Here is a 328-nt window from a genome sequence, read left to right as displayed (position 1 = left end):
TGTATAAATTTTTTATATTCATAGAATATTTGATTGCTATCTACTAAACCATTCTCATCTAATTTGGTATTTATATATTTACTTAGTCTTGCACCTTCAGTATCTAATCTAACCCTACCTCTGCTATTAGTTCCCTCTAGCACAATTCTTTGTATCTTTTTCTTGCCTGTAACTTCATTATCTTTTTGGTTTTTATATTTTTTATAGTAACTAGCTATAGTTTTTTTCCCAAAAGACACTCCTCTAATTGGCTTATATATCAAATCCACATTGTTTCTACTAATTCCTTCTTCAGAAAATTGGATATCCTCATCTATATTACTCTCTT

Annotated in this window: 1 protein-coding gene; it reads right to left on the bottom strand. The window is 28.4% G+C overall.

What is annotated here, in order from left to right; genetic code table 11:
- Positions 1–328, bottom strand: a 328-nt coding sequence (locus tag RCF13_RS12770) for a hypothetical protein (protein ID WP_308141231.1), incomplete at both ends; no start/stop codon positions are given.

It is taken from the genome of Stenotrophomonas maltophilia group sp. RNC7 (assembly GCF_030910085.1).
Classification (GTDB): domain Bacteria; phylum Pseudomonadota; class Gammaproteobacteria; order Xanthomonadales; family Xanthomonadaceae; genus Stenotrophomonas; species Stenotrophomonas sepilia.
This window is presented reverse-complemented; position numbering and strand designations above follow the sequence as displayed.